Origin of the sequence: Brevundimonas sanguinis (genome assembly GCF_029636725.1) — a bacterium.
Classification (GTDB): domain Bacteria; phylum Pseudomonadota; class Alphaproteobacteria; order Caulobacterales; family Caulobacteraceae; genus Brevundimonas; species Brevundimonas sanguinis.
Map to the genome: position 1 here is coordinate 1,939,302 of NZ_CP116770.1, position 22,260 is coordinate 1,961,561.

At 67.2% G+C, this 22,260-nt stretch carries 27 protein-coding genes and 1 other RNA gene; 17 read left to right on the forward strand and 11 right to left on the reverse strand.

Features of this window, described 5'->3' with window-relative positions; genetic code table 11:
- Positions 1 to 55: 55 nt before the first annotated feature.
- The 6 genes from PIB44_RS09650 (at position 56) to PIB44_RS09675 (ending at position 4,632) form a co-directional block, all read left to right on the forward strand.
- Positions 56 to 1,360, forward strand: a complete 1,305-nt coding sequence (locus tag PIB44_RS09650; RefSeq protein WP_278069208.1) for a hypothetical protein — start codon at positions 56 to 58, stop codon at positions 1,358 to 1,360.
- A 102-nt stretch (positions 1,361 to 1,462) separates the two neighbouring features.
- Positions 1,463 to 2,407, forward strand: a complete 945-nt coding sequence (locus PIB44_RS09655; protein WP_278069209.1) for a CsgG/HfaB family protein — start codon at positions 1,463 to 1,465, stop codon at positions 2,405 to 2,407.
- Positions 2,408 to 2,525: 118 nt separating this feature from the next.
- A complete protein-coding gene (locus PIB44_RS09660; RefSeq protein ID WP_278069211.1) occupies positions 2,526 to 3,383 on the forward strand; it encodes a thymidylate synthase in 858 nt (285 codons plus the stop codon).
- Positions 3,384 to 3,390: 7 nt separating this feature from the next.
- The gene (locus tag PIB44_RS09665; RefSeq protein ID WP_278069212.1) at positions 3,391 to 3,690 is read left to right on the forward strand and encodes a nucleoside triphosphate pyrophosphohydrolase family protein; all 300 of its coding nucleotides are present in this window, start codon (positions 3,391 to 3,393) and stop codon (positions 3,688 to 3,690) included.
- Positions 3,691 to 3,768: 78 nt separating this feature from the next.
- Positions 3,769 to 4,296: a dihydrofolate reductase gene (locus tag PIB44_RS09670; protein WP_278069213.1), complete on the forward strand. Its 528-nt coding sequence runs from the start codon at positions 3,769 to 3,771 to the stop codon at positions 4,294 to 4,296.
- A 15-nt stretch (positions 4,297 to 4,311) separates the two neighbouring features.
- Entirely contained in the window at positions 4,312 to 4,632 is a 321-nt protein-coding gene (locus PIB44_RS09675) for a YbjQ family protein (protein ID WP_134581175.1), read from the forward strand.
- A 12-nt stretch (positions 4,633 to 4,644) separates the two neighbouring features.
- On the opposite strand, the gene PIB44_RS09680 is transcribed toward PIB44_RS09675, so the two are convergent.
- Together PIB44_RS09680 and PIB44_RS09685 are read right to left on the reverse strand one after the other, a co-directional pair.
- Positions 4,645 to 5,067: a universal stress protein gene (locus tag PIB44_RS09680; RefSeq protein WP_278069214.1), complete on the reverse strand. Its 423-nt coding sequence runs from the start codon at positions 5,065 to 5,067 to the stop codon at positions 4,645 to 4,647.
- Between the two features lie 28 nt (positions 5,068 to 5,095).
- Positions 5,096 to 6,163: an Mrp/NBP35 family ATP-binding protein gene (locus PIB44_RS09685; protein WP_278069216.1), complete on the reverse strand. Its 1,068-nt coding sequence runs from the start codon at positions 6,161 to 6,163 to the stop codon at positions 5,096 to 5,098.
- Between the two features lie 87 nt (positions 6,164 to 6,250).
- On the opposite strand from PIB44_RS09685, the gene miaA reads away from it, so the two are divergent.
- The 3 genes from miaA (at position 6,251) to PIB44_RS09700 (ending at position 8,113) form a co-directional block, all read left to right on the forward strand.
- A complete protein-coding gene (miaA, locus tag PIB44_RS09690) occupies positions 6,251 to 7,132 on the forward strand; it encodes a tRNA (adenosine(37)-N6)-dimethylallyltransferase MiaA (protein WP_278069217.1) in 882 nt (293 codons plus the stop codon).
- A 13-nt stretch (positions 7,133 to 7,145) separates the two neighbouring features.
- Positions 7,146 to 7,514, forward strand: a transfer-messenger RNA (tmRNA) gene (ssrA, locus tag PIB44_RS09695).
- Between the two features lie 101 nt (positions 7,515 to 7,615).
- Positions 7,616 to 8,113, forward strand: a complete 498-nt coding sequence (locus tag PIB44_RS09700) for an SspB family protein (RefSeq protein WP_278069218.1) — start codon at positions 7,616 to 7,618, stop codon at positions 8,111 to 8,113.
- 33 nt (positions 8,114 to 8,146) lie between these two features.
- Here the strand turns inward: PIB44_RS09700 and PIB44_RS09705 are convergent, their stop codons facing one another.
- The gene (locus tag PIB44_RS09705; protein WP_278069219.1) at positions 8,147 to 8,497 is read right to left on the reverse strand and encodes a RusA family crossover junction endodeoxyribonuclease; all 351 of its coding nucleotides are present in this window, start codon (positions 8,495 to 8,497) and stop codon (positions 8,147 to 8,149) included.
- Between the two features lie 105 nt (positions 8,498 to 8,602).
- Between PIB44_RS09705 and fumC the strand changes: the two genes are divergently transcribed.
- Positions 8,603 to 9,994 (forward strand): class II fumarate hydratase, encoded by a 1,392-nt coding sequence (gene fumC / locus PIB44_RS09710; RefSeq protein ID WP_278069220.1) that lies wholly within the window; start codon positions 8,603 to 8,605, stop codon positions 9,992 to 9,994.
- 63 nt (positions 9,995 to 10,057) lie between these two features.
- On the opposite strand, the gene PIB44_RS09715 is transcribed toward fumC, so the two are convergent.
- Positions 10,058 to 10,453 (reverse strand): YccF domain-containing protein, encoded by a 396-nt coding sequence (locus tag PIB44_RS09715; protein WP_278069221.1) that lies wholly within the window; start codon positions 10,451 to 10,453, stop codon positions 10,058 to 10,060.
- Between the two features lie 93 nt (positions 10,454 to 10,546).
- Positions 10,547 to 10,780: a DUF2171 domain-containing protein gene (locus tag PIB44_RS09720; RefSeq protein WP_003167222.1), complete on the reverse strand. Its 234-nt coding sequence runs from the start codon at positions 10,778 to 10,780 to the stop codon at positions 10,547 to 10,549.
- A 121-nt stretch (positions 10,781 to 10,901) separates the two neighbouring features.
- Between PIB44_RS09720 and PIB44_RS09725 the strand changes: the two genes are divergently transcribed.
- Positions 10,902 to 11,090, forward strand: coding sequence for a DUF4169 family protein (locus tag PIB44_RS09725; protein WP_278069222.1), 189 nt, complete (start codon positions 10,902 to 10,904; stop codon positions 11,088 to 11,090).
- Here PIB44_RS09725 and PIB44_RS09730 read toward each other — a convergent pair.
- On the reverse strand, positions 11,087 to 12,031 hold the full coding sequence (locus PIB44_RS09730) for a DMT family transporter (RefSeq protein ID WP_278069223.1): 945 nt from the start codon (positions 12,029 to 12,031) through the stop codon (positions 11,087 to 11,089). The genes PIB44_RS09725 and PIB44_RS09730 overlap by 4 nt on opposite strands.
- Positions 12,032 to 12,161: 130 nt before the next feature.
- Between PIB44_RS09730 and PIB44_RS09735 the strand changes: the two genes are divergently transcribed.
- From PIB44_RS09735 to PIB44_RS09745, 3 genes are read left to right on the forward strand one after another with little or no spacing between them, the layout of a single operon-like run.
- A complete protein-coding gene (locus PIB44_RS09735; RefSeq protein WP_278069224.1) occupies positions 12,162 to 12,578 on the forward strand; it encodes a YbaY family lipoprotein in 417 nt (138 codons plus the stop codon).
- A 3-nt stretch (positions 12,579 to 12,581) separates the two neighbouring features.
- Entirely contained in the window at positions 12,582 to 12,821 is a 240-nt protein-coding gene (locus PIB44_RS09740; protein WP_025977485.1) for a ribbon-helix-helix domain-containing protein, read from the forward strand.
- Positions 12,818 to 13,549 carry an SIMPL domain-containing protein gene (locus PIB44_RS09745; protein WP_278069225.1) on the forward strand — a complete coding sequence of 244 codons (732 nt, stop codon included), beginning with the start codon at positions 12,818 to 12,820 and terminating at the stop codon, positions 13,547 to 13,549. Before PIB44_RS09740 ends, PIB44_RS09745 begins: the two co-directional genes overlap by 4 nt.
- 37 nt (positions 13,550 to 13,586) lie before the next feature.
- Here the strand turns inward: PIB44_RS09745 and PIB44_RS09750 are convergent, their stop codons facing one another.
- From PIB44_RS09750 to PIB44_RS09760, 3 genes are read right to left on the reverse strand one after another with little or no spacing between them, the layout of a single operon-like run.
- Positions 13,587 to 13,934, reverse strand: a complete 348-nt coding sequence (locus tag PIB44_RS09750; RefSeq protein ID WP_278069226.1) for a DUF488 domain-containing protein — start codon at positions 13,932 to 13,934, stop codon at positions 13,587 to 13,589.
- A gap of 4 nt (positions 13,935 to 13,938) precedes the next feature.
- The gene (locus tag PIB44_RS09755; protein WP_253121247.1) at positions 13,939 to 14,247 is read right to left on the reverse strand and encodes a hypothetical protein; all 309 of its coding nucleotides are present in this window, start codon (positions 14,245 to 14,247) and stop codon (positions 13,939 to 13,941) included.
- A 9-nt stretch (positions 14,248 to 14,256) separates the two neighbouring features.
- Complete coding sequence (locus PIB44_RS09760) at positions 14,257 to 14,442, reverse strand: hypothetical protein (RefSeq protein WP_278069227.1); 186 nt, start codon at positions 14,440 to 14,442, stop codon at positions 14,257 to 14,259.
- A gap of 134 nt (positions 14,443 to 14,576) precedes the next feature.
- On the opposite strand from PIB44_RS09760, the gene PIB44_RS09765 reads away from it, so the two are divergent.
- The 3 genes from PIB44_RS09765 (at position 14,577) to PIB44_RS09775 (ending at position 20,394) form a co-directional block, all read left to right on the forward strand.
- On the forward strand, positions 14,577 to 16,979 hold the full coding sequence (locus PIB44_RS09765; RefSeq protein WP_278069228.1) for an ATP-dependent helicase: 2,403 nt from the start codon (positions 14,577 to 14,579) through the stop codon (positions 16,977 to 16,979).
- Positions 16,976 to 18,223 (forward strand): O-antigen ligase family protein, encoded by a 1,248-nt coding sequence (locus PIB44_RS09770; RefSeq protein ID WP_278069229.1) that lies wholly within the window; start codon positions 16,976 to 16,978, stop codon positions 18,221 to 18,223. The genes PIB44_RS09765 and PIB44_RS09770 overlap by 4 nt, the downstream gene beginning before the upstream one ends.
- A gap of 68 nt (positions 18,224 to 18,291) precedes the next feature.
- Positions 18,292 to 20,394, forward strand: a complete 2,103-nt coding sequence (locus PIB44_RS09775) for a DNA topoisomerase IV subunit B (RefSeq protein ID WP_278069230.1) — start codon at positions 18,292 to 18,294, stop codon at positions 20,392 to 20,394.
- 8 nt (positions 20,395 to 20,402) lie between these two features.
- Here the strand turns inward: PIB44_RS09775 and PIB44_RS09780 are convergent, their stop codons facing one another.
- Together PIB44_RS09780 and PIB44_RS09785 are read right to left on the reverse strand one after the other, a co-directional pair.
- On the reverse strand, positions 20,403 to 21,077 hold the full coding sequence (locus tag PIB44_RS09780) for a helix-turn-helix transcriptional regulator (protein WP_278069231.1): 675 nt from the start codon (positions 21,075 to 21,077) through the stop codon (positions 20,403 to 20,405).
- 299 nt (positions 21,078 to 21,376) lie between these two features.
- Positions 21,377 to 22,258: a hypothetical protein gene (locus PIB44_RS09785; RefSeq protein WP_278069232.1), complete on the reverse strand. Its 882-nt coding sequence runs from the start codon at positions 22,256 to 22,258 to the stop codon at positions 21,377 to 21,379.
- Positions 22,259 to 22,260: the final 2 nt, after the last annotated feature.

The window sequence follows — 22,260 nt, forward strand, 5'->3', positions numbered from 1 at the left end:
TGCAGCAACGGCAAAGCTAAGGGCGGGCCGGTTTTTCACAATCGGCCTGTTCATCATGTATCGTTTCGCGCTCGTCCTGACGGCAACCTCGGCCCTGTTCGCCGTCTCGGCGTCCCCGGCTGAAGCGCAGATTTTCAACCGCCGATCCAACGCTGAAACGGCTCAGGTCGTTAACGAAGCGCCGCGCTGCACCCAGAATCTGGGAACCGTGGCGATCGCCGAAACCCAGGGCGTCCTGTTCGAGCAGATGGGGCTGGGGGAGCCGACGGAACTGCTGCGCACCGTGATTCGCGATTCCGGCTGCTTCACCCTGATCGAGCGCGGGCCCGGGATGGATCTGGTCGAGCGCGAGCGCAGCCTGGGCGGCGCCGCGCGCGTCCGCACGGCCGACTTCGTCCTGGTCGCCGAACTGGCGAACCCCATTGAATCGACCGACAGCGACCGCAGGTCGGGTCTACTTGGCTCGCTGGCGGCCGTCGGCGGGCGCGCGCTGCTCACGGCCGGCCTGGCCGCAGCCACGGGCGGCGATCTGGGCGGAGGTCTCGGTGGTCTGGGCGGTCTAGGCGCCGAGGCGGGGCTTAATCCCTTGCAGATGCAGGCCATGAATGCGGCCATGAACATGGCCGGCAACGCCCTCGGCGGCCAGAAGGGCGCTCAGGCCGCCCCAGCCCAGGCGCTGAACGCCAATACGGTTGAGCGGATTCGCGACCTGAAAAAGGACATTGGTCGCGGCAAGGAAGACGCCCAGATCGTCTTTTCTCTGGCCAGCGTGCCTCTGGCTGAAACCGTCGGCACTACGCGCGCCGTGGCCAACAAGGACGAGCTGCGCCGCCTTCGTATCCGCGACAACCATTTCGGCGGCCGCGTCGGCGCCGGCTATGAAAGCCAGGATGAGGGGAAGGTGATCGCCCTGGCCCTGGTGCGCGGTTACGCCGATCTGGTGACCAGCCTTGGAGGCACGGGCGCGCAGACGCCGGACGTCACGCTCGCCAACCGTGAGGCTGTCCGCGCCGCCGCCGCCGAGCGCGAGGCCGAAGCCGCTCGCAAGGCCGAGGCGGAACGCCGCGAGCAGGAGCGTCTCGATCGCGCGCGCGAAGAAGAACGACGCCGCCTGCGCGAAGAAATCCGGCGTGAAGACGAACTCCGTCGCCGCACCGACGCAGCGCAGAGCCTGGCCAGCCGTCAACTGGCCCTGCCGACGGTGCTGCGCAAGGCTCCGGACGGCGAGGCCATTCGCCCCATGGCGGCGGGGGCGGCGGTGTTCCCGACTGGAAAGTCTGATGACCAATGGGTCGAGGTTCTGGACGCTGACGACAACATCGGTTGGCTGCCACAGGACCGATTGGTCGACGCTCAATAAACAAGGTTCCCTTAGCTTCACCGTATTGCTACGGCGTTCGCGCCCGCCGCGTGTCGGCGCCAAGGGCCGTGAAGCTTGATAGCGAAACCAGGAGATCACGTTTTGAAGACCTATCTTATCGCCCCGGCCCTCGCCGTCTCGATCGCCGCCTTGGCCCTGCCGAGCGCATCCCTGGCCCAAGCGCGCAGCGGCGCGCAGCGCGCCCAGGACGCGCAGATGGCGCAGATCCCGCGCTGCCGGGCCAGCCTCGGCTCCATCACCATCACTGACGGCCAGTCCGACTATTGGCGCGAGCTGCAGCTGTCGCCGCCGCAGAGCCTGCTGCGCGTCGTGATCCAGCGTTCGGGCTGCTTCACCCTGGTCGATCGCGGCGCCGGCATGAGCGTCGCCCAGCGCGAACGCGAGATGGCCGCAGGCGGCGACCTGCAGCGCGGCTCCAACGTCGGCGGCGGCCAGGTGCGCGCGGCCGACTATGTGCTGGTCGGCGAAATCGCCAGCCAGAACGCCAACAGCGGCGGCAACGCCCTGGCCGGTCTGGCCGGCGCGGCGCTGGGCGGGCGCGCCGGCGCCCTCGTCGGCGGCCTGCGCACGCGCAGCATGGAAGCCAACACCGTCCTTTCGCTGACCAACGTCCGCACCTCGGAAACCGAGTTGGTGACCGAAGGTTACGCCTCCAAACGCGACCTGAGCTGGGGCGTCGGCGCCGCAGGCTTCGGCGCAGGCGCCCTGGGCGGCGGCAGCTATGAAAACACCGAGATCGGCCGCATCGTGGCCCAGTCCTTCATCCAGGCCTACACCGACATGGTGACCCAGATGGGCGGCCTGGAAGGCGGCTCGGCGGCCCAGTCCGCCCCGATCCAGAGCTATACGGTCCAGACGGCGTCGACGCTGCGCTCGACCCCGAACGGCGGCTCGGTCGTGCGCGCCCTGCCCGCCGGCCTGCGCCTCTATCCGACCGGCCAGCGGGACGGCGCCTGGTGGGAGGTCATGGACGACAACGACAACGTCGGGTGGGTCCAGAACGAACGCCTCGCGCCGGGCAAGTAACGGCCGAACGCCTGAAACCAAGAGCGCCCGCTGTTGCGTCAGCGGGCGTTTTCTCTTTTCTGTGAGCAAGAGAATCAGGCCCCTGCCCTCCGGAGAGAATCAGCGGCATCCTCAGAGCATGAACGCCGCCGTCGCCCTCGCCGATCTTGAAGCCCGCACGGCGGCCGCGCCCGCCGACCATCCCGAATGGCAGTATCTGAACCTGCTGCGGGACATCCTCGACAACGGCGTGCGGCGCGACGACCGCACCGGCACGGGGACGCTGGGCGTCTTCGGACGTCAGATGCGCTTCGACCTGTCCAAGGGCTTCCCCCTGCTGACGACGAAGAAGCTGCACACGCGGTCGATCTTCATCGAACTGCTGTGGTTCCTGCGCGGCGAAACCAACATCGCCTGGCTCAAGGACAACGGCGTCAGCATCTGGGACGAATGGGCCGACGCCGAGGGCGACCTCGGCCCCGTATATGGCAAGCAGTGGCGCTCCTGGTCCGCCCCGAACGGCCAAAGCATCGACCAGATCAGCAAGCTGGTTCACGGCCTGAAGACCAACCCCAACAGCCGCCGCCACATCGTCAGCGCCTGGAACCCGGCCGACGTGGACGACATGGCCCTGCCGCCCTGCCACTGCCTGTTCCAGTTCTTCGTCGCCGACGGAAAGCTGAGTTGCCAGCTGTATCAGCGCTCGGCCGACGTCTTCCTGGGCGTACCCTTCAACATCGCCTCCTACGCGTTGCTGACGCACATGCTGGCCAAGGTCGTGGGGCTGGAGCCGGGCGACTTCGTCCACACCTTCGGCGACGCCCACCTGTATCTGAACCATCTGGAGCAGGCCGAGCTTCAGCTCAGCCGCGCCCCCCTGCCCCTGCCGACCCTGAGCGTGGCGGACAAGAGCGACCTGTTCGGCTTTGGGCTGTCGGACTTCGTGCTGAACGACTATCAATCCTGGCCGCACATCAAAGCCGCCGTCGCCGTCTGATCCCCGCATGAAGCTGACCGATCTGCAGGCGGATGTGCTGCGCATCTCCGACATCTACGCGCGCGAACACGCCATCGACCGCGACCGCGACTGGGCTCTGCTGAAGTTGCAGGAAGAGCTGGGCGAGCTGACCGCCGAGCACTTGCGCCTGACCCAAAGGGCGCGCGGCGCCGCCGATGCTCAGGCCCTGGCCGATGAGGCGGCGGACGTGTTGGGCATGCTGCTGATCTACTGCGACCACGCCGGCGTCGACCTGAACGCCGCGATGCAGCGCAAATGGCTGAGCTGGCTCAACACCGAGGCTTGAAACTGCTCCAGCCGGACGCCTAACTCCTGCGGACGGGAGCGGCGTCGCGCGGCTCCCGATTCGCTTCGGAGAACCGCCTTGGCCCTGCCCCGCATCGCCCTCGTCGTCGCCCGCGCCCGCAATGGCGTCATCGGCTGGGACGGCGACCTGCCCTGGCGGCTGCGCTCGGACCTGCAGCGCTTCAAGGCGGTGACGATGGGCAAGCCCTGCATCATGGGCCGCAAGACCTGGGAGAGCCTTCCCTTACGCCCCCTGCCCGGACGGCTGAACATCGTCCTGACCAAGGATGAATCCTACGCCGAGGCGGGCCTGGCCAAGGGCGCCGTCGTCTGTTCGACGCTGGACGAAGGCCTGTCCATCGCCCGCGAACAGGCGGCCGACGACGGCGTGGACGAGGTCTGCGTCATCGGCGGCACGGCCATATTCGCCGCCGCCCTGCCGCGCGCCAGACGCCTGTACATCACCGAGGTCGAGGCCGAACCGGAAGGCGACGCCGTCTTCCCCACCTTTGACGAAACCGCCTTCGTCCGCACGGCGTTTGAACCGCATGAGGCGGGCGAAAAGGACGAGCACGCCTTCGCCTTCACCGTTCTGGACCGCCGCTGAACATCAGGAGTTCTCATGATCGTCGCCACCACCAATGACCTGGCCGGTCATCGCATCGTGCGCCAGCTGGGCGTGGTGCGCGGCATCACTGTGCGCTCGCGCAACCTCGTCTCCGACGCCATCGGCGGGGTCCAGTCGATGATCGGCGGCAAGGTCGGCGCCTATGTCAAACTGGCCGAGGCCGCGCGCCAGGAAGCCTATGACGACCTGATCGCCCATGCGCAGGAACTAGGCGCCAACGCCATCCTGGCCATGCGCTACGACGCCAATGAGATCATGCCGGGCGTGACCGAAGTCCTGGCCTACGGCACCGCCGTGGTGGTCGAGCCCGCCTGAACCGATAATGGTCTAGCGAGCGATGGTCACGCTGACCGGGGCGCGGGCGGCGACAGCCTCGGCGGTGGAGCCCATCAACCAGTTCACCAGCCCTTTGCGGTCGCCCGTGCCCACCACGATGTGATCCGCGCCTAGGGCGACGGCCGCCGCGATCAGGGCGTCGGCCACGTCATGCCCCTCGGTCGTGACCGCTTCAACCGACGGGCAATGACGCCGCGCCTCGGTCATCGACCGCATCAGAATGGCGTCCTGCTCCTCGGCCTTCCAGGCGCGAATATCCGGGTGGCCGCTGGCCGAGCTGAGCGGATTGACCGCCACCAGCGCCAGTCTGGCGCCTTTCGCCCTGGCGAACTGCGCCGCGATGCGCACGGCGCTCTCAGCATGCGCGCTGCCGTCGATGCCGCAGACGACCGCGGATTGTTCCTGCTCAGCCATCATGGCCTCCCTCTAAAGAGCCAGCGACCTAAAGACCCAAGGACTGGGCGACCTTCGCGGCGATCTGTTTGAAACGCTCGGACGCCGGATGCTGCGGGTCAACGGCGACCAATGGCCGCCCCGCGTCGCCCGCCCGCCGCAGCGCTCCGTCCAGCGGCAGATCGCCCAGATAGGGTGCCCCCAGACGCGCCGCCTCGGCCTCGGCGCCGCCGGTTCCGAACACCTCGCCGCTCATGTTCTCGACCAAGCCTAGCGTGGGGACGCCGACCTTGTCGAACAGGGTATGCGCCCGGCGCGCGTCGGCCAAGGCCACCTCCTGCGGCGTCGAGACGATGACCGCCCCGTCCAGCGGCGTCTTCTGGATCAGGGTCAGTTGCACGTCGCCGGTGCCGGGCGGCAGGTCGATGACCAGAACATCCAGCGGCTGCTCTTCCGTTCCCCAGCGCGTCTGGGTCAGCATCTGATTGATGGCCTGCGACGCCATCGGCCCGCGCCAGATCATGGCGTCCTCGGCCTTGGTCAGCAGGCCGACCGACATGGCTTTCAGCCCATGCGCCACGTGCGGAACCATCGCCCCGTCCTCATAGGCGGGCTGTCCCGAGATCCCCAGCATGGTCGGCAGCGACGGGCCATAGACGTCCGCATCCAGCACCCCGACCGATAGACCGCGCGCCGCCAGCGCCGCCGCCAGATTGACCGAGACCGTCGACTTGCCGACCCCGCCCTTGCCGCTCGCCACGGCCAGAACGCGCTTCACATGGGCCGGGCGCTCGTTCGGCACCGGCGCCTTGGGGCGCCCCTGATCCGTCGCCGCCTTCGACAGTCCAGCCGTGCGGCGCGGCGCGGCGGTCACGGCCTCGGCGGTCAGGACGACCGACACCCGCTCCATGCCCGGCATGGCCTTCAACGCCGCCTCGGCCGCATCGCGCACCGGGGCGTAAAGCGCCGTCTCCTTGGCGGGAACTTCCATGACGAAGCCCGCGCGCCCGTCGGTCACCACCAGTCCCTGCACCAGCCCGGCGGTCGCCAGCCCCTGCCCCGACCTGGGGTCGGTCACGGCGTCGAGGACAGCGAGGACGGCGGCGCGGTCAGTCACGATGAAGACTCCTTGAAGACCCGACGGACTTGCCGGGCCGGTGACAGGCGTTCTATCGCCCTAAGCGTCCGTTCGCGAGTTGATCCTTTGTCCCAACCTCTCCTCACCCTGATCGCCGGCCCCACCGCCTCGGGCAAGTCGAGGCTGGCGATGCAGCGTGCGCGCGAAACGGGCGCCGTCATCATCAACGCCGACAGCCAGCAGTTGTACGCCGACCTGCGCGTGCTCAGCGCCCGGCCGTCCGCCGAGGACGAGGCCGAGATTCCGCACCGCCTCTACGGCGTCGCCGACGCCGCCGACGCCTGGTCCGTCGGGCGCTGGAGCCGGGCGGTGATGGACCTGCTGGCCGAACTGGCCGCCGAGGGCCGCCCGGCCCTGCTGGTCGGAGGGACGGGCCTCTACTTCAACGCCCTGACCAAGGGGCTGGCCGAAATCCCGCCTGTCCCGGTCGACGTCCGCGACGCCGTTCAGACCGAGTTCGACGCCGAGGGCGAGGCTGTCTTCCGCCGCCGCCTGGCGCACGTCGATCCGGCCGCCGAGGCCGCCATCTTTCCCGCCGACCGCCAGCGGCTGGTCCGCGCCTTCAGCGTGCATCGCGCCAGCGGCCGCGCCCTCAGCGACTGGAAGGCCGACACCCGATCCCTGCTTGCGCCCGGCAGCTATGAGGCCCTTGTCGTGGAGCCCCCGCGCGAGCGCCTTTACGCCTCGTGCGACGCCCGCGTCGATGTAATGATGGCCCACGGCGCTCTGGACGAGGTTCGCGCCCTTGTCGCCCGCGACCTTCCCCCCGATTTGCCCGCCATGAAGGCTGTCGGCGTGCGGGAGCTGGCGGCGCATCTGGCGGGCGACCTGTCGCTGGACGACGCCGTCGCCGCCGTGAAGCAGTCGACCCGCAACTACGCCAAGCGCCAGTTGACGTGGTTCCGCAACCAGCAGCGAGACTGGCCCCGCCATCCCGGTTTCGCCTGAACTTCTGCGCCAGCCCCTTGGAACGCGGCGTCGCCCATACTATATTGATCGTGCTCGGGTTCGCCCGGGCTATGGCGATAAACGCGCCTGTAATAAGCGGACCGGACCCGGGTGCGAATCCCGGCGGCTCCACCAACTTCTTCCCCGCGTTATCGGCGGAGGCAGCATGGGGCCGACTAGCATCGACGGACGTGTAAAGAGGATTGCTTTCGCTCGTCCTGGCCCACCGTATCGGGCCTTTATCTAACTGCGAACGATAACTTCGCTGGAGAAGTCCGCCTCGCCGCGTAATGCGGTTCGGTTGATTTCGAACACTTAAGTCCTAGGGGTTCAGATCCTTAGGCGGGGCCTGTCGGGAGCCTGGCAACAGAATCCCGGCGCTTCTCGCAAAAATCGAAATTCCTGATCCGGCGGCGACTCTGCGTCTTCCGTCGCCTGCGCTTGGCGGGTAACAGTCACGCGTTCCCCTGTTTTGAGGCCCTGATGACGGATCAAACTCCCCCTGTCGACGAGATGCACTATGAGCAGCTCGCCCAGGACGCCCTGCGCGGCGTGATCCGCCTGGCGCTGGAGCGCGCGGCCATGCCCGAGGGCATCCCCGGCGCCCACCATTTCTACATCACCTTCAAGACCCGCGCGTCGGGCGTCAGCGTCCCGCCCGACGTCCTGGCCAAATATCCGGACGAGATGACGGTGGTGCTGCAGCACCAGTATTGGGATCTGGCGGTCGAGCCTGACCTATTCTCGGTGATGCTGAAGTTCGGCGGCGCGCCCAAGGTGCTGACCGTGCCCTACAGCGCCGTGGTTCGTTTCTACGATCCCAGCGTGCAGTTCCTGCTGCAGTTCGACGAGCCGGAAATCGTCGAGGCCGAGATCGCCCCCCTGTCGCCGCCCGCGCGCGACCCGGATGCAGCCGCCCCGCCGCCGTCCGGCGACGACGGCCCCAAGGTCGTTTCCCTGGATCAGTTCCGGAAGAAGTAAGCGGCCAAGCCTCGCCCCGATCGGCGCCCGCTTTCAGGTCCTCGGAAACACCCTGATGCTGATCCGTTCGCGCTCGCCTTCGCGGCGTTCGACCAGCAGGCGGGCGACCTGGCTGTCGTCGTGGAACAGATAGCCCTTGATGGCGTCCAGCAGGGCCTTGGCCAGGTTGTCCAGATCCATCCACGGCGGATCGCCGACGTGCTCCATCATGATCTCGACGACGTAGTCGCCCCAGGAGGGGCGCGACGCCCACTCCTTGCGCATGAACTCATAGACCAGCGGCTTGTAGTATTTGGCCTGGGTGGTCAGGCCGTCGATGGTGATCTCGACCGCCTCGCCCTGCTCGCGCGCCCTGACCTTTCCGGTTCCGATCCAGCCGTGCACGCGCCGTCCGCCTTTCGTGATCAGCGGCTCGCCTTGCTCCGCCGCGCCTGCGTGCTACACCGCCCGGCATCTTCCCGCCACGCCTGAGAGACGAGTCCCGCGCACATGAGCAACGTTCGTATCGAAACCGACACCTTCGGCCCCATCGAGGTCGCCGCCGATCGCTATTGGGGCGCGCAAGCCCAGCGCTCGCTCGGCAACTTCAAGATCGGCTGGGAGAAGATGCCGCTGCCGATCGTGCGTGCGCTCGGCGTCGTCAAGCGCGCCGCCGCCGAGACCAACCGCGACCTGGGCAAGCTGGACGCCAAGCTGGCCGACGCCATCATCGCCGCCGCCAATGAAGTGATCGAGGGCAAGCTGAACGACCACTTCCCGCTGGTCGTCTGGCAGACCGGTTCGGGCACCCAGTCGAACATGAACGCCAATGAGGTGATCTCGAACCGCGCCATCGAGATGCTGGGCGGCGAGATGGGCTCCAAGACGCCGGTCCACCCGAACGACCACGTCAACATGAGCCAGTCGTCGAACGACACCTATCCGACGGCCATGCACGTCGCCTGCGCCGAGCAGGTGGTCAACGACCTGCTGCCCGCGCTGAAGCACCTGCACGCCGCGCTGGACGCCAAGGCCAAGGCCTGGGCCCACATCATCAAGATCGGCCGCACCCACACCCAGGACGCCACGCCCCTGACGCTCGGCCAGGAGTTCGGCGGCTACGCCCACCAGGTCGCCATGGGCATCGAGCGCATCGAACTGACCCTGCCGCGCCTGATGGAGCTGGCCCAGGGCGGCACCGCCGTCGGCACCGGCCTGAACGCGCCCATCGGCTTTGCCGAGAAGGTCGCCGAGAACATCGGCAAGATCACCGGCCTGCCCTTCACCACGGCGCCGAACAAGTTCGAGGCCCTGGCCGCCCACGACGCGATGGTCTTCACCCACGGCGCCATCAACACGGTCGCCGCCTCGCTGTTCAAGATCGCCAACGACATCCGCTTCCTGGGCTCGGGTCCGCGCGCGGGTCTGGGCGAGCTGTCGCTGCCGGAGAACGAGCCGGGCTCGTCCATCATGCCGGGCAAGGTCAACCCGACCCAGAGCGAAGCCCTGACCCAGGTCTGCGCCCAGGTGTTCGGCAACAACGCCGCCATCTCGTTCGCGGGTTCGCAAGGCCACTTCGAGCTGAACGTCTACAACCCGGTGATGGCCTACAACTTCCTGCAGTCGGTGCGTCTGGTCGCCGATGCGGCCGTCAGCTTCACCGACAACTGCGTCGTCGGCATCGAGCCGCGCGAGGACAACATCAAGGATGGCCTGGAAAACAGCCTGATGCTGGTCACCGCCCTGAACGCCAAGCTGGGCTACGACACCTGCGCCAAGATCGCCAAGACGGCGCACAAGAACGGCACCACCCTGCGCCAGGAAGCCGTCGGCGGCGGCTATCTGACCGACGCCGAGTTCGACGAATACGTCCGCCCCGAGAAGATGATCGCGCCGCAGTAAGCCGCGCTCATCACCAGATATGAAGACGCCGGTCGGGTTCGTCCCGGCCGGCGTTTTTCATATTCAGTCCTTGTCGCGGATGGTCCGCCCGACCGGCGCCAGCGACAGCCGCGCCAGCTCGACATTCTTCAACGCGAACGGAATGCCGATCAGGCTGACGAACTGCGGCACGGCGATCAGGATATGCGCCAGGGCGATGTACCAGCCCGCCAGCACCAGCCAGATCACGTTCAGCCCGACGCCCAGGCAGCCTGCGCCCAGATCCGCCGGGTTCGGATCGCGCCAGACGATCTCGCGCCCGAACGGCCAGAAGGAATAGCTGGCGATCCGCCACGCCGAGAACGCCCACGGCAGGCCCACGACGGTCAACGCCAGCAGCATTCCGCCGAACAACCAAGCTAAACCCGAGGCGAACCCGCCCAGGAAGAACCACAGCAGATTGAGGATCAATCGGATCAAATCATCGGCCCTTTCGCGTCACCACCCCCCTCATATGGCGAAAGGCCCCGCTGATTGCAGCGGGGCCTTCGATGAAATCACGGTAAGGCGTGACTAGTGCTTCTCGGTCCAGCGCGCCTTGGCCTCGTCCTTGCTGAGGTTGAGATGAACGTGCTCGTCGACGCGGGACACCCAGCTGACCGGGATCATATGGTGCTTCAGGCCTGAACCCAGATCCAGTTTGGCCAGCTCGATCTGATCGCCCTTTACGTGGTCCACCCGGCCGACGTGGCCGCCGTCGGAACCGACGACTTCCTGATGTTCCTTGATCATCGAGGCGTTTATCATGATTGACTCCAATGGCTGTGAGGGACGCTGAGACAACGAGTCCGCCCGCCATGGGTTCACCGCCAAGCCTATCGTGGGAGTTCACAATGTCGATGCCCCGCCCGATGCCGGGACGCGCCTGATGGCCGAGATCGTCAACTTGAACCGGGCGCGCAAGGCGCGCGCCAAGGCCGACGCCAAGCGTACGGCCGAGGCCAACCGCCTGACCTTCGGCCGCACCAAGGTCGAACGGCTGACCACCCAGACGGAGCGCGAGCGCGACGCCGCCCAGCTGGACGGTCACAAGTTGGAAAAGCCTGACGACGCCTAGGCCGCCGATCGCTTTGGCGCGCGGATCAGGAACAACTGCCCTGCCAGCACCAGGACCAGGCCCGCCAAGGCTAGGACGCCGAAGCGGGCGCCCTCGAACATCACCGACACCAGCATGGCGATCGGCGGCGTCAGGGCCGAGATATAGCTGGCCAGCGCATAGCCCCTCGCCCTGGCGATGGTGAAGTACAGGCCGAAGGCGATGACCGAGCCGAACACCGCCAGATACAGCAGGGAAACGATATAGGCCGGACTCCAGGCGACCGACCACGACACCCCTGTGACCAGGGCGTAGAGCGCCAGCGTCCCCGTGCCATAGGCCATCGCCCAGGCGGTCGAAGGCAGAACCTGCGAGCCCGCCTGCTGGCCGCGCCAGGCGAACCAGTTGCCGAAGGCCGAGGCGACGACAGCGATCACGGCGAAGCTGACGCCCGCCACGGCATGGACGCCCAGCCCCGCCCCCATCACCTCGCCCGCAGACAGAACGCCGACGCCGGCCACGCCCATCCCCGCGCCCAGCCAGGCCGCCGGCGCCGCCTTCTGGCCCGAGGCGACGCGGAAAAGGATCAGATTCAGGAAGGCCAGGGCGGCGAAAATCACCGCCACCACCGCCGAGGCGATCTTCTCCTCCGAGGCGTAAACGAAGGCGTAGCTGATGGCGAACGAGAACAGCCCCTGCCCCAGCGCCGCCAGATGCTGAGTGCGTGTCAGGGCCAGCCGCCCGCCCGTCGCCTTGGCGACCAGCGCCAGCAGGGCCGAGGCGATCCCGAACCGCAGCACCACCGACACCACCGGGTCCACAGCGCCCAACTGGAACGTGATGGCGTACCAGGTGGTGCCCCAGATCAGGGCGCAAACGCCCACGCCGCCGAAGGCCAGCATGGCCGGCGACCGGAGAAACGACGATCCGCCTTCTGGCGATGGAGCATCAGACTGGGGCACTCAGGCGCACTCGACAGGACTAAACGACACATGGCGATACCACCGCTCGGGCGTCCCGTCTCTCAAGCGTTGCAGCCATATGTCGCGCTGATGAGTTCTGCTAAGCTGACCTTATGCAATGGAGGCGCTGATGCGCTCTTTTCTCGCCCCGCTCGTCATGATCCCTGCCCTGATGGCGGCAGCCTGCACCACCTCGCCCGAACCGTCGAGCGACACGACCGAAGTCCGGGTCACCGCGACCTATCGTGAGCGCATCATGCTGCCGGCCGGCCATACCCTGACGGTCAGGATCGAGGACGTCAGTCGCGCGGACGCTCCATCGCGCGTGCTCGCCGAGTCGCGGCAGCCTTTGGATGGCCGCGCGCCCCCTTACGCCGTCACCCTGTCCGTTCCGAACGACGAGATCGACAGCCGCTTTGAATACGCCGCCCGAGCAGAAATTCGCGATGCCGCCGGCGCCCTGCGCTTCACGACCGACACACGCCATTCGGTGCTGACCCGCGGCGCGTCGAACAGCGCCGACATCGTCATGGTGGGCGTGCGGTAAGCCTTGAGCGGTCTCATTAAACGATCCGTCCTGCTGTCAGGCCACGCCACATCGGTGGCGCTGGAGCCTGAGTTCTGGGCCATTCTGGACGCCATCGGGGCGGAGCTTTCCTTGAGCCGCGCCGGACTGATGATCCGTATCGACGACTGGCGGGGCCGCCGCCCCCTGGCGTCATCCTGCCGCGTCCTGGCCCTGCAATGGGCGGGCGGCGACCGCAGCTTTGCAGAAGAGAAGACCCCATGAGCGATAATCGCATCGACACCGCTCGCCTCATCCCGGCGGCTGTCTTCGGCGGCCTGGTGGCTATCGGCCTGATCGGCGGCGGCGCCCTGATCGGACAGGGCGTGGTCAACGCCCGCGCCGGCGACCGCTCCGTCACGGTGCGCGGCCTGGCGGAAAAGGACGTGAAAGCCGACCTGGCCGTCCTGCCGATCCGCTTCACCACCTCGGGCGACGTGCTTTCCGAGGTCCAGAGCCGCATCGACGGCGACCTGGCCATCGTGCGCCAGTTCCTGAAGGCGCAGGGCTATCCTGACGATGCGGTCGACCTGGGCCAACTGGGCGTCGCCGACACCCGTTCGCGCGAATACATGAGCCAGACCGGCGGGCCGCGCTTCATCTTGACCCAGACCGTGATCGTGCGCACCACCGACGTGGACCGGGTGCAGACGACGACGCGCAACCTGAACGATCTGGTGCGTCAGGGCGTGGTGCTGCAGGACTTCAACGGCCCGTCCTACATCTTCACCAAGCTCAACGACGTGCGACCGGCTATGATCGCCGAGGCCACCGCCGCCGCGCGCAGCGGCGCTGAACAGTTCGCCAAGGATTCCGGCGCGCCGCTCGGCCCCATCAAGACGGCCGGCCAGGGGTCTTTCGAGATCCTATCGCGCGACGGAACCGGCGACGAGGCCAGTTCCCCCAACAAGAAGGTGCGCGTGGTCACGACGATCAGCTACCGCTTGAAATAGTCGGGCCCGCCTGCCGGGCTGGCGTGAGCCGCCCGGCTCAGGCGCCGCCTAGAAAGGCCGCGAGCACGACGGCGTCGTTGTGCGCTTCATCTTTCGCACCATAGAGCAGAGTCGCTCGACCGCTCGCCAGCGCGGCCTTCAGCTGGGAGACCGCCTCCCCCTTCGCCCGCAGCTCGGCGCGGTACCGACGCTGAAACTCGGGCCATTTTTCGGGATCGTGGTTGAACCACTGGCGCAACTCAGTGCTGGGCGCGACCTCTTTCAGCCAGAGGTCGACTTGCGCCTTGTCCTTGCTCAGCCCGCGGGGCCACAGGCGGTCGATCAGAATGCGCGTCCCGTCCGCCTGAGACGGAGTCTCATACACGCGCTTCAGGCCGACCGTCACGGCGTCAGGCCTTGGGTTCCGGCGTCGTCACCTGAGGGGTCTCGCTGGGGCGGGGAAGTTCCGGCGGCGCGGGGCGATCTGGAACGTCGGGCATGCGCGGCGCGGGTACGCTTATGTCCACATCGAGGTTCGGCGCCTCCGGCGCAGGCGCGCGTCCCCCGGCGAAGACGAACCAGGCGATCATCGCCACGGCGACCAGCAGCCCGCCCACCAGGAAGGCCAGGCCCGCTCCCCCGCCTTTGCGTGGCGGCGGGGCGGTGTTGATGGTCGTCTGATGCACGACGCGCTCGGGCGGAAGGTTAGGGTCCGTCATCGCGCGACCTCAGTTGCCGCCCGGGACGGCCGTCGCCGAAACTTCAGGCAGCTTGACGTCGACATCGACGTTCTTGGTCTCCGGCGCGGCGCCTCGGCCCAGCAGGAACCAGGCCAGTATGGCCACCACCACCACCAAACCGCCTACGATAAAGGCGAGACCGGCGTTGCCGCCGCTGCTTGAGTTCTCCGCCATCCGGCATCCCTTCCTATGTAGTCCCTGTCATTTGGGACAACGATGCTCTGGCTTCACGGTTCCGTTCATTCCCTAGCTGAAGGGGACTGACTTTGGCCGCTGTGCTGCTTATGTTCTCCTCTTCCAGATTCCGCATGGGCGCCACGCCCGCCCCAGACGCCCAGACGCTGTCCCGAGTACCCGCCCCTGTGACCGACCTGCCCGCTCCCCGTATTTCCGACCTCGCCCGCGCCCAGAGTCCGCAAGGTGCTCCGCAAGGCGCGGCGTCCGACTATCTGGCCGGGCTCAACCCCGAACAGCGCGAGGCGGTGGAGACGACCGAGGGGCCGGTTCTGGTGCTGGCCGGAGCCGGCACGGGCAAGACGCGCGTCCTGACCACCCGTCTGGCGCACATTCTGGCGACCGGCCGGGCCAAGCCGTGGGAGCTGCTGGTCGTCACCTTCACCAACAAGGCTGCGCGCGAGATGCGCGAACGGATCGGCCACCTGATCGGCCCGTCGGCCGAGGGGCTGCGCTGGCTGGGCACCTTCCACTCGGTGGCCGCACAGATCCTGCGTCGCCATGCGGAACTGGTCGGGCTGAAGTCCAGCTTCACCATCCTGGACACGGACGATCAGGAGCGGCTGCTGAAGCAGCTTCTGGAAGCGGCCAACATCGACACCAAGCGGTTCACGCCCAAGTCGCTGGCCCATATGATCGACCACTGGAAGAACCGCGGCTGGACGCCCGACAAGCTGCCGCCGGGCGAGGACTTCGCCAACGGGAAGGGCCCGGCGCTCTACGCCGCCTATCAGGCGCGGCTGGCGACGCTGAACGCCTGCGACTTCGGCGACCTGCTGCTGCACAACATCACCATCCTGTCCAAACACGCTGATCTGGCGGAGGAATATCGCCGCCGATTCCGCTACATCCTGGTCGACGAATATCAGGACACCAACGTCGCCCAGTATCTGTGGCTGCGGCTGCTGACCTCTTCGACCGGCAACGTCTGCTGCGTCGGCGACGACGATCAGTCGATCTATGGCTGGCGCGGGGCCGAGGTGGACAATATCCTGCGCTTCGAGCGCGACTTCCCCGGCGCCAAGGTCATCCGACTGGAGCGCAACTACCGCTCGACCAAGCACATCCTGGGCGCGGCCTCGGCCCTGATCGCGGCCAATCAGGACCGACTGGGCAAGACCCTGTGGACCGAGGACGACAGCGGCGACAAGGTCCGCGTGCGCGGCGTCTGGGACGGCGAGGCCGAGGCCCGCCTGATCGCCGACGAGATCGAGACCGCGCGCAAGCAGGGCATGAATTACAAGGACATGGCCGTCCTTGTTCGCGCGTCATTTCAGATGCGGGCGTTTGAAGAACGCTTCCTGATGCTGGCCATCCCCTATGTCGTCATCGGCGGCCCGCGCTTCTTCGAGCGGGCCGAAATCCGCGACGCCCACGCCTATCTGCGGCTGATCCAGTCCGAGGACGACGACCTGGCGTTCGAGCGCATCGTCAACACGCCCAAGCGCGGCATCGGCGACACCAGCGTCCAGAAGATCCTGCACATCGCGCGTGAGAACGGCGTCTCGGCCATGCGGGCGGTGCGTCACCTGATCACGACGGACGAGCTTCAGGCCCGCACCCGCACGCCGCTGGCCAACTTCGTGCGCGACCTGGACCGCTGGCGCGACCTGATGGCCATGGGCACGCCGCACTGGCAGGTGACGGAGACCCTGCTGGACGAGAGCGGCTATACCGCCATGCAGAAGGCCGACCGCACCAGCGGCCAGACGCGGTTGGACAACCTGAAGGAACTGACCCAGTCGATGCAGCAATTCGAGACGCTGCAGGCCTATCTGGAGCATGTCTCCCTGGTCATGGATCTGGAGCGCCGCGACGAGAACGCCGACGGCTCGGGCTCGGTGCAGATCATGACCCTGCACGGCGCCAAGGGGCTGGAGTTCCCCCTGGTCTTCCTGCCGGGCTGGGAGGAAGGCGTCTTCCCCAGCCAACGCAGCATCGACGAGAAGGGCGTGAAGGGGCTGGAGGAGGAACGCCGCCTGGCCTACGTCGGCGTCACCCGCGCCAAGCAGGATGCGCGCATCAGCTTCGCCGCCAACCGCATGGTCTACGGCCGCTGGACCTCGCAACTGCCCAGCCGCTTCGTCGATGAACTGCCCCTCGCCCACGTCGAGCCGCAGTCGGACACCGGCTACTACGGCACCTCGAGCGGGATGAAGGAGGCCAAGAGCCGCTGGGACGAGGCTCCCTCGTTCGGCGGCGGCTATTCCAGCCCCGGCTGGAAGCGCGCCCAGACCTACACCGCCGCCCAGACGCCCAAGCCCGCCTACGCCCGCCGCGCCGTGATCGAGGGCGAAGGCCGCCTGATCGCCACCGCCGATCCCAAGGCGGCGTCCGGCTGGTCGCGCGGCGACCGCGTCTTCCACCAGAAGTTCGGCTACGGCCACGTCCGCGCGGTGGAGGGCAACAAGCTGGTCGTCACCTTCGACAAGGCCGGCGAGAAGAAGGTCATCGACACCTTCGTGGAGAAGGCGTGACGGGGGCCGACGCCCTTCGACGTCCGGTCTCCGACACCCCCACCCTGTGGGAACAGGCGGCGGCGGCTCTGATTCTGGCTCTGTTGTCCGGCGCCCTGCTCGGCCCGATCTTCGCACCACAGCAGCAGGAAACGCCGGTGCTTCGGCTGATCTGGCCGCCGATCTATCTGGTGATCCTGGGGCTGGCCGCGTTTCGCGCGCGCCGGATGGCGGCGGCCTGGCCCGCCTTCATTCCCCTGCTGTTGATGGCGGTTCTGGCGTTGGCGTCCAGCCTGTGGTCCCAGGCGCCCGAGGTGACCGAGCGCCGCGTGCTGGCCCTGGTTCTGACCGGCGTCTTCGCGATCTATCTGGGCGCGGTCTTTCGGGGGATCGCCCTGCCCCGAATGCTGACCGCCGCCTTCCTGGCCCTTGGCGTCGGCAGCCTGATCTCCGTCTTCGCCTTTCCCGGCTTCGGCGTGCACGCCGACGTCAACGCCGGGATGTGGCGCGGCCTGTGGTATGAAAAGAACCAGCTGGGCATGGTCATGGCCGTGGGCCTGATCTCCGCCGCCGCCCTGATGGCCGCTCAGGAGCAGAAGGTCGACCGGAACCTGGCGCTGATCGCGCTGGGCGTCTGCGCCCTGGCGCTGTTGGGATCGCAATCCAAGACTGCCCTCATCATGGCGATGCTGGGCGCCGGGCTGGTGGTCCTGTGTCTGGCGATCCGGCGGATGGGGCCGGTGTTCGGCGTCATCGCCGTCTGGTGTCTGGGCGTCGCCCTGTTCGGCGGCCTGTGGATCTGGAGCGAGTTCTCCGTGGAGATTCTGGCCCTCTTCGGCAAGGACCCCAGCCTCACCGGCCGAACCGAAATCTGGGACGCCATCGGCCGCATGACCGAGCGCAAACCCTGGCTCGGCTATGGCTACAGCGCCTTTTGGCTGCCGCACGCCGAGCCGATGGAATGGATCCGCCATGAGACGGGCTGGCGCGTGCCGTCCGCTCACCAGGGCTGGCTGGACCTGCGCGCCGAACTGGGCTGGACGGGCGTCGGCCTGGTCGGCGCCGTCGTCGCCGTGACCTCGTCCGCCGTCCTGATCCGCCTGTCCGGCCTGGGTCGGCGGGAGGGCTACTGGAGCCTGGCCTATCTGGCCGCCTTCCTGCTGCTCAGCCTGTCGGAGAGCGTGCTGATGCGGCACCAGGACCTGCCCTGGACCCTGTTCGTCGCCCTGATGACCCGCAACCTGTTGGTCAACAGGCCTGAATGAGGCGACGCTTGCCCCCGCTCTCTGCGAAGCCTACCAGACCCTGCCCCGAATCGCCGCAAAATGCCCTGATGGACGATCTGTTTTCCAAGCTCGACGACGCCGAACCGACCAAGCCCGCCGCTCCCGCTGCGGCGCCCGCTCCTGCGGCGACGCCCCTGGCGGCCCTTCAGGCAGCGCCTGCGCCGGTGCATGAGCCGAAGGTCGAGCTGACGTCCCACGCCAGCACGGCGACGGCGGCCGCCACCGGCTATTCGGCCTCCTCGATCGAGGTGCTGGAAGGGCTTGAGCCCGTCCGCAAACGCCCCGGCATGTATATCGGCGGCACCGACGAACGCGCCCTGCACCATCTGTTCGCCGAAGTGCTCGACAATGCGATGGACGAAGCCGTCGCCAAGCACGCCAAGCTGATCACCGTCGATCTGGACGCCGAGGGCTATCTGTCGGTGCGCGACGACGGGCGCGGCATCCCCGTCGATCCGCACCCGCGCCATCCGGGCAAGTCGGCGCTGGAAGTCGTCATGACGGTGCTGCACTCGGGCGGCAAATTCTCGGGCAAGGCCTATGAGACCTCGGGCGGCCTGCACGGCGTCGGCGTCTCGGTCGTCAACGCCCTGTCGGAAAGCCTGGACGTCACCGTCTGGCGCGACGGCTTCGAATGGCGCCAATCCTTCAGCCGCGGCCTGTCGCAAGGCCCGATCCAGCAGGTCGGCCCCTCTAAGAAGAAGGGCACCCTGATCCGGTTCAAGCCGGACGAGCAGATCTTCGGCGTCGGCGCGACCTTCAAGCCCGCCCGCCTGTTCCGCATGACCCGGGCCAAGGCCTATCTGTTCCGCGGCGTCGAGATCCGCTGGAGCTGCGCCCCTGAGCGCATCACCGACCAGACGCCGGCCCAGGCGACGCTGCACTTCCCCGGCGGCCTGGCCGACGCCCTGTCCGAGCGCGTGGGCGAACTGGAAACCGTCACCCCGGTCTTCGCCGGGCGCGTCGAGCGCAAGGGCGAGGCCGGCGCGCTGGAATGGGCCGTCACCTGGTCGCCGATCGGCTTCGGCGACGCGGACAGCTTCGTCGCCTCCTACTGCAACACCGTCTCGACCCCCGACGGCGGCACCCACGAGGCCGGTTTCCGCGCCGCCCTGGTCAAGGGGCTGAAGGCCTATGGCGAGCTGATCAATGAGAAGCGCGCCGCCCAGATCACGGCGGAAGACGTCATCGCCAATGCCGGCGCCCTGATCTCGATCTTCATCCGCAATCCCGAGTTCCAGGGTCAGACCAAGGACCGCCTGTCCTCGCCCGAGGGCGCGCGCCTGGCCGAACAACTGCTGCGCGACCCCTTCGATCACTGGCTGACCGAGAGCCCGAAACAGGCCAACGCCCTGCTCGGCTTCGTCGTCGACCGCGCCGAGGACCGCCTGCGCCGCCGCAAGGACAAGGAAGTCCAGCGCGCCGCCGCCACGCGCAAGCTGCGCCTGCCCGGCAAGCTGTCGGACTGCTCACGACAAGCCGCCGAGGGCACCGAACTCTTCATCGTCGAGGGCGACTCGGCCGGCGGCTCGGCCAAGCAGGCGCGCGACCGCACGACCCAGGCCATCCTGCCCCTGCGCGGCAAGATCCTGAACGTCGCCTCGGCCACGGCGGACAAGCTGCGCCAGAACATCGAACTGACCGACCTGATGCTGGCGCTCGGCGTGCAGGCGGGCAGCCGCTTCAGCGTCGACGACCTGCGCTACGAGCGCGTGGTCATCATGACCGACGCCGACGTCGACGGCGCCCACATCGCGGCCCTGCTGATCACCTTCTTCTACCGCTCCATGCCGGACCTGATCCGTCAGGGACGGCTCTACATGGCCCTGCCGCCGCTCTATCGGATTTCGGCGGGTCCCCTGTCGGAATACGCCCGCGACGACGCCCACCGCGACGAGCTGCTGGCCACCGTCTTCAAGGGCAAGAAGACCGAGATCGGCCGGTTCAAGGGCCTGGGCGAGATGATGGCCTCTCAGCTGAAAGAGACCACCATGGACCCGAAGAAGCGCACCCTGGCGCGCGTCTCCCTGCCCGACAGCGAGGAAGAGATCGAGGATCTGGTCGAGCGCCTGATGGGCCGCAAGGCCGAGGCCCGCTATCAGTTCATCCAGGAAAACGCCCGCTTCGCCGTCGCCGACCTGGACGTCTGATCCGCGCGTCAGCTCATCTGGAAACTGAGCCGCAGGGCGCCGTTGATGCCCTTGACGCCCATCCGCATGCAGATCGAGCGCAGGTGCGCCCGCACGGTATGGATCGACATATCCAGCTTGCGGCCGATGTCCTTGGGCGTGGCGCCGGCGGTCAGGTGCAGCAGCACCGCCGTCTCGGCGCGGGTCAGGCCGAAGACCGCCCCGAGAGCCGTGATCTTGGCCACGTCCAGCGGTTTGACCGGCTGGGCCGTGGCGAACACTCGGCACGGCGCCTCGGGCGTCGTCATCAGATCCAGGATGCACCACTCGTCGTCGCCGGTGCGGAACAGAATGCGTCCGCTCGACCGATTTCCATCGGCTAGGTCCCGCAACAGCGCGTCCAGCTCCGCCCGGCTGCGATGCGCCGCGCAGATAAACAGACCGCGCGACCCCACCATGCCGCAGTCGGCCAGGGCGCGCGCCTTGGCGTTGGTGCGTAGAACCCGACCGTCTGCATCCAGAATAAAGCGGGCCGTATCATCGGCCTCAAACCAAGCGTCCGCTTCCGGTAGATCGCGAGGCGCGGAAGGGGGATGGAACGAGCGGATATCGCCGAAGGCCGCTTCAGATCGGCTTATCCACAACCCGTCAACGGGGCTCCCCGTATCCGATCCAAGCGTCGTCGTGGTCTGCTCTCCGATCATCGCCCTAACCTCCCGCACGCCAGGCCCTAAGGACCATCAGCTCCTGAAAGCTGAACAGCGCATCCTCTAATTCCACATTGTTGGTCGCGTATCGGTGGCTTTTCAAGGTTCAAAATGAGAAATCGGGATTTTAATAAGCTGCGCTTTAAAGATTCTCCCTAGTGGGTACGTTTGATCAACACTAAATAAAAAACTTCGATGACTTCACAGATCTGACAAACAGCATACTTGGCGCTGTAAACAAATTCGTTCTGGCACGAAATTTAACACGCCGCTATAAAGTCCCAAAATGGGTCAGTTCATTTGGGGGAGATGTCTATCGTCAGAACGTCCGCATAACGACCTTCCATGGCGCCGGCGACAGACCCCAAAATGAAGGTCATCGGAATGGAAATACCGGCCAGGGTCCGCGGCGGATCAATCTGTTTTGTCCACAGGGTCGACAGATCAACACCATCACCGTCCAAATCCACTGTGTAGGGCAAGGCCGGGGCGTCGGGCGCCTCCTCCACCCGGCGCATGACGCCGCCGTGCTGAGACGAAACCGACACCGTCGCCATCGTATTGGCGCGGACCTGAAGGAATATCCGCCGGGTGACGCCGGCGATCGCCTCGCCGAAATCCACGACCTCAACGCTGGAGCCCGTGCCGAAGGCTCCCGCTGCGCCCGCCAGATTCAGTTGCGCCCTCGGCGTCGCTTGAAGGATCAGCCGCACCGGGATCGGCGCTCCGATCGGTTCGCCGTCCGCCGTCTTCACGACCAGACGCAGGTTCACGCCGTATTCGCCGGCGTCGGCCACCGCTCCCTGCACCACAGCGGCGTCGAACTGGGCCTGCCCCTTGGCGCCCGGAGCGAGCTGATATTGGAACACGGCTGTCTGCACATCGGCCATCTGCACGCCCGACGCCTCACGCGGCCGGAATTGCACGCCCACATTACCCAGGACTACGCTGGTGACCTCAACGCCGACGTCGTCGGTGAACGACATCCGCACATCGCAGGCGGCGTCGCCCCGGTTCTCCAGGTTGATGTCCAGCGCTCCGGACGAAGGTCCGATGTCGAAGGGGTTGTACTCGATCCGCACCGTCTGCGGCCCGTCCCGCGCCGCCAGCTCGCATGTCTGGGCCGAGACGCTGGACGCCAAGGCTGCAGCCGCAAGCAGGCCCGCTGTCCCGATCATCA